This window comes from Paenibacillus sp. EKM206P, from assembly GCF_011066155.1.
Classification (GTDB): domain Bacteria; phylum Bacillota; class Bacilli; order Paenibacillales; family Paenibacillaceae; genus Paenibacillus; species Paenibacillus polymyxa_D.
The window spans coordinates 102,489-108,488 of the sequence record NZ_JAAMNQ010000016.1; the positions used below are offsets into that span (position 1 = coordinate 102,489).

At 48.0% G+C, this 6,000-nt stretch carries 1 protein-coding gene; it reads left to right on the forward strand.

Going from position 1 to position 6,000, the window contains the following annotated elements; all coding sequences use genetic code 11:
• Window positions 1-1,051 precede the first annotated feature (1,051 nt).
• Window positions 1,052-6,000: non-ribosomal peptide synthetase (locus G9G53_RS23480; protein WP_165150626.1), on the forward strand; the 4,949-nt coding region annotated here is incomplete at its 3' end.

Sequence of the window (6,000 nt, forward strand, 5' to 3'; positions counted from 1 at the left end):
ACTTTTGTCCCATGCTAATCGGTTTTAAAGTTTGTATATTTAAAATAGCTAGAAAGTATTGGGAGGAAAAAAGGGATATAAGGATTTATTGTGAAATTTTGGGCAATAAGAGGATTTGAGAAATTTATATGGCGACTCCGATCATGTCTTAGTTTTTAAAAATCGTGATCTATCTGACTGAGAAGATCCAGTTATTTTCGCCCGATATGAGGACTTTGCTTAATGGCTTGCAGAACATAGAAGTTGTTCAACAGAAGCTCCATGGACATCAAGCAGGACAACATGCCCTCACTGCTTCCCGAAATGGCTTCATAAGTACATAAGCTGTTCTCTTTTTTAGACAATGTATGGGGGCACTGATTGTAATTGAAACAGCATGGCAGTTGTATAGGCCAAACTGTAAGATTCCCTGTCCATAGCATCATATCCAGTAAATCCGTCCCACATCTCCCGTATTGCAAAAGACAACTTCATTATTTTTAAGGTATGTGAAACGTATCCTTAGCAGCCTGGGAACCCCGTTGGCCCGTCCGATGACCATCATTTTTCATCCATGTACAAAATCAGGAAGTCATAAGCGCAGTCGTGAATCACGCTCCTAACCACGCTGCAGCAGCTCATGTATCTCACAGCATCGATACCCTCCAGCCAAGATTCGACAGCACACATCATGATACACTACGTTGTTAATATTGTGGCAACCATTCTACAACCCACCACCAAGATGTACTCTCAGCATAATTCAAAAATATTCTCATTCCATGCACATTTTCATACATCCAGAGTCAGAGTTATTTGCTATGTCCGCACAACTAAAAAAGCTTGCACTGCGAAAGTGTGAGCGATGAAAAAGAAGATGCGCTTGTTTCGATTCAAATTCAGCTCTTTGAAGGCACCCATATCTCAATGGTATATCAGGAGTGATCGCTTTTGCCGACTACCATTGGCAATTTAATGCCGGAGAAAAGACACGCATGACTAGTTCCTTGACAAGGGCGGTCATTTATGAGGAGTTACTTTACCTCTATCTATTTCGCGAGGAGAGATACGTATGACTCAGCACAATGTTCAACTGTTTGCATTAAGCCAACCACAGCAACGTATTTGGTACACGGAGCTTGTGTATCCCAATCGCAACACGTCCACGATTATTACCACTGTTAAAATCAAGGGAACGGTTCGAATAAATGCATTGCAGCAGGCAATGAACCGGGTGATTGCACAAAACGATTCTTTTCGTATCAAAATCACGGCTCGGGATGGCATCCCCTATCAATATGTGGAACCGTTTGCTGCTCAAAGCATAGAAACGCTTCAGGTTACCCCGGAGGAAGCTGAGCTATGGGTCAGCCATCACAACGCACAGCCGTTCCCCTTACTGGATTCGCAGCTGTATCGGTTTACTATTTTGCAGCTGGGGGCAGAAGACACCTGGTTTAGTTTCAAGATGCATCATATTATTTCGGATGGCGTTACCATGGAGCAGGCCATTAATGAAATTACGGGGAATTATATGAATATTGTGCATGGTACAGGTTCAGATGCGCCGGCCCCAGCGAACTCATATCTCGATTTTATTCAGACGGAGCAAAGCTATGAGCAATCGGACCGCTATCAAAAGGATAAGATGTACTGGACGGAGAAATTTGCCAATTTGCCGGAGGTTACAGGTTTAAAATCGTACAATCCGCTCACAGTAAGCACGGCTGCACGCCGGGAGACCTATACACTGGAGCACGAATTATATCGTGGTGTCACGGCTTTTTGCGAGGCGCATAACATCAGTATTTTTACATTTTTCCTGGCTGCTCTGTATATTTATTTACATAAAACGACAGGTGAACAAGATTTAACGGTTGGTACATTGTATGCTAACCGTACGTTGAAGAAGGAAAAAAATACAATGGGCATGTTCGTCAGCACTGTGGCTACACGTTTGCAAGTTGAGCCGGAATCCGAGCTGCTTACTTTCCTACAGGGTGTTGGCAAGGAGCAGTCGTCCATTTTGCGGCATCAGCGTTATCCGTATAACAAAATCATACAGGATTTGCGTGAACAACAAAGCGGCACGGATATTGGCCGCCTGTTTGGCGTTACCATTCAGTACCGTACGCTGAGCTTCTCTCGTTTTGATGAAGCTGTTCAGCAGGTGCATACCGATTTCTGCGGAGATACAGTGAGTGACTTTGATATTGCCATGATTGATATGCTGGATGACGATAAACTTGTATTGCAACTGGATTATCGGACCGAGCTGTTCAGCGAGCAGGAAATCGCCCGAATTATTCGTCAATTCTTGAGTGTGGTTGAGCATATGGTGAAAGGGCCACAGCAGCGGATTCAGGAGTTGTCACTGATGAGTGACAAAGAGCGGGCACAAATTATGAATGTATTTAATGCGACCACAGTTCCCTTTCCAGACGATGTGGGGATTCATGAGTTATTCGAGAAACAGGCAGAATGCACACCAGATCAGACAGCGGTTATGTTTGGAAGTCAGAGTCTGACTTATCGGGAACTGAATGAACGGTCGAACTCATTGGCACGAATGCTTCAAGCACAGGGAGTAGGACCTGACAAGCTGGTCGGCCTGATGATGCAGCGCTCCGTGGAAATGATCGTAGGCCTGCTGGCTGTTCTAAAAGCAGGCGGTGCTTATGTGCCGATCGATCCTGAATTTCCGTCATCTCGTATTCAATACATGCTGGAAGACAGCAAGGCTGCAGTGCTTCTGACCAGTCGTGATCTGTTGGAAGAACATCATTGCAATGCCAATGCAATATTTCTTGAGGATGCAGCATTGTATCAGGGAGAAAGCAACAACCTGGAGACGATTGCTCGCCCAGAGCATTTGGCTTACGTCATCTATACCTCTGGATCGACCGGAAATCCAAAAGGAGTTATGCTCCAGCATCGTTCGGTACTGAACTTTATTACCGGGATGCATGAAATCATTGACTTTGAAGCTGGCAAAACCATTTTGTCACTCACGACCATTTCATTCGATATTTTCGTCTTGGAAACCATCTTGCCACTGTTGGCTGGAATGACGGTTGTGCTTGGCGACCATCAGCATCAGGTGGACCCTCAGGCGCTGGGTGAGTTGATTGCTCATCATTCTATAGACATGTTGCAAATGACACCATCCCGGCTACAGATGCTGCTGGATCATGAAGCTGGTTCCCACGCGCTGCGAGGCGTGAAGGAAATCATGGTGGGAGGTGAAGCCCTTCCGTCCAAGCTGCTCGCAGCACTGCAAGAAATAAAAGGTCCCCGTATTTATAACATGTACGGACCTACAGAAACGACGGTTTGGTCGACCGTACAGGAACTGACTCATGCTCAAGAAATTAATATAGGACGTCCGATCGCGAATACCCAAATCTATATCATGAATGCGAGCGGGGAATTGCAGCCAGTCGGTATGCCGGGCGAGTTATGTATTGCGGGGGAAGGATTGGCCCGTGGGTATTGGAATCTCGAAGATCTGACGGCAGAGAAATTTGTGGAAAATCCGTTTGCCGGAGGCAAAGAGGGCTATGAACGGATGTACCGTACAGGCGATTTGGCGAGATGGACACTGGATGGCAATATTGAATATTTGGGACGAATGGATCACCAGGTTAAAATCCGTGGCTACCGGATCGAACTGGGCGAGATCGAATCGCAGCTATTGCAGGTGGAGTCGGTACGAGAAGCGGCTGTCGTGGCCCGTGCGGACGAAACAACGGGTCAAAAACAAATGGTGGCGTACTATGTGGCCAGTCAAGAAATGGAAGCCAGTGAACTGAGAAGTGAGCTGGGGCGGGAGCTACCAAGCTATATGGTGCCGTCGTATTTCATTCAGTTAGAGCAGATACCGTTGACACCGAACGGTAAAATCGACCGCAAGTCCCTGCCAGCACCGGAAGGCAGTCAGCAAAGCGGAGCGGATTATGAAGCGCCCCATACCGCGCCGGAACGGGCACTCGTGGCGATCTGGCAGTCTGCCTTGGGCGTGCCAACTGTAGGTATTTTGGACAATTTCTTTGATCTGGGCGGCGATTCCATCAAGGCGATTCAAATCGTATCCCGTGCGTTCCAGGCAGGCTACAAGCTGGATATGAAGGATCTGCTTCGCTGTCCAACCATCGCAGCATTGGCACCGTTTATGGTAAGTCGTATGGCAGATCAGGGAGAAGTGAGCGGGGAAACGGCATTGCTTCCGATCCATCATTGGTTCTTTGAACAGGAGCATGTAGACGCGCATCACTTTAATCAGGCGGTTATGCTGCACCGGGAGCAGGGCTTTGACGAAGCTGCTTTGCATCAGGCGCTAATCCAGTTGACCGAGCATCACGATGCACTACGGATGGTATTCAGGAAGACCGAGCAAGGCTACCAAGCGTGGAACCGCGGAATACAGGAAGGCGAGCTGTATCATCTGGACGTGCTAGACTTTAGGGCTTTGACGGATGAAGCCATTCTGAGCGCGACGATTGAGGCGAAAGCAACTGAAATTCAAAACAAAATGAATCTATCCGAAGGACCGCTGGTAAAGCTGGGTCTGTTCCGTTGCAACGATGGAGACCATTTGCTGGTGGCGACCCACCATTTGGTGGTCGACAGCGTATCATGGCGTATTTTGCTGGAGGATTTGGCAACCGGCTATGAGCAGGCTTTACGGGGCGAGTCTGTCCGGTTGCCGAATAAGACGGATTCCTTCCGTCTGTGGGCAGACCAGCTATCCGCTTATGTGAGCAGTGCAGCGTTGGAGAAGGAGCGTGCGTATTGGGAGCAAATTGAGCAAGTAGGGAAGAGCCAGGCATCCTTGCCTAAAGATTACACTCGTAAATCTCAGGCCAAGCGACAGCATCAGGATGATCGGACGCTGACCGTAGCGTGGACGGTAGAAGAAACAGAACAATTCTTGAAACAAGCTCATCGGGCCTACAATACGGAAGCAAACGATCTGCTGCTGACAGCTCTGGGCACTGCAATTCAGGAGTGGGCGGGCATCCGTCAGGTGCTTGTAAATCTGGAGGGTCATGGACGGGAAGCCATTTTGCCGGATATGGATATTACGCGCACAGTCGGTTGGTTTACCAGTCAATTCCCGGTTGTACTCAATATGGGCGAGGATCGGAATGTAGGACGGCGTGTCAAGAACGTCAAAGAAGGGCTGCGCCGTTTGCCGCATAAAGGGATTGGATACGGGATTTTGAGATATCTTGCTAGCGGTGAAGGAGAAGCAGCTTTTGTTGCCGAGCCAGAAATCAGCTTTAACTATCTCGGACAATTCGATCAGGATTTAAAGAATAATGCCTTCCGCATGTCTCCTTATTCCATCGGAGCTTCCATGAGTGACACGTTGACCAAGCGGTATGCTCTGGATATCAACGGCATGATCACGGACGGTGCACTGGAGCTGACGATCAGCTACAGCAACAAAATGTTTATGAAAAAATCAATCAAAAAGCTGGCTGATCTGCTTCAAGAGAGCTTGCGTGAGGTATTGGCTCACTGTGTGGGCAAAGAGTTGCCGGAGCTGACACCAAGCGACTTGTCCTTCCAAGGACTGACGGCTGGAGAGCTGGATCATATTGTAGAGCAGACGGCTGCTGCGGGAGAACTGGAAAACATTTATTCGCTCACACCCATGCAAAAAGGCATCCTGTTCCACGGCCTAATGGAGCCGAAATCCGGGGCGTACTTTGAGCAGGCGACATTTGATCTGCAAGGCAGCTTTCAAGTGGAGGCTTTTGCCGAAAGCCTAAATCAGCTGGTGGATCGCCATCAAATATTCAGAACGAATTTTTATAGCGGATGGAATGAGCAGCCTTTACAGGTGGTGTACCGTCACAAGCACGCCGGGTTCCGTTTTGAAGATGTACGTTCGATGGAACAAGGTGAGCAGGACGCATATATTGCTGATTTTGCTGAGCGCGACAAAGCCGAAGGCTTTCATTTCAGCTCAGGCGAGCTGATGCGGGTGTCTATTTTACGTACAGGCGAGGAGTC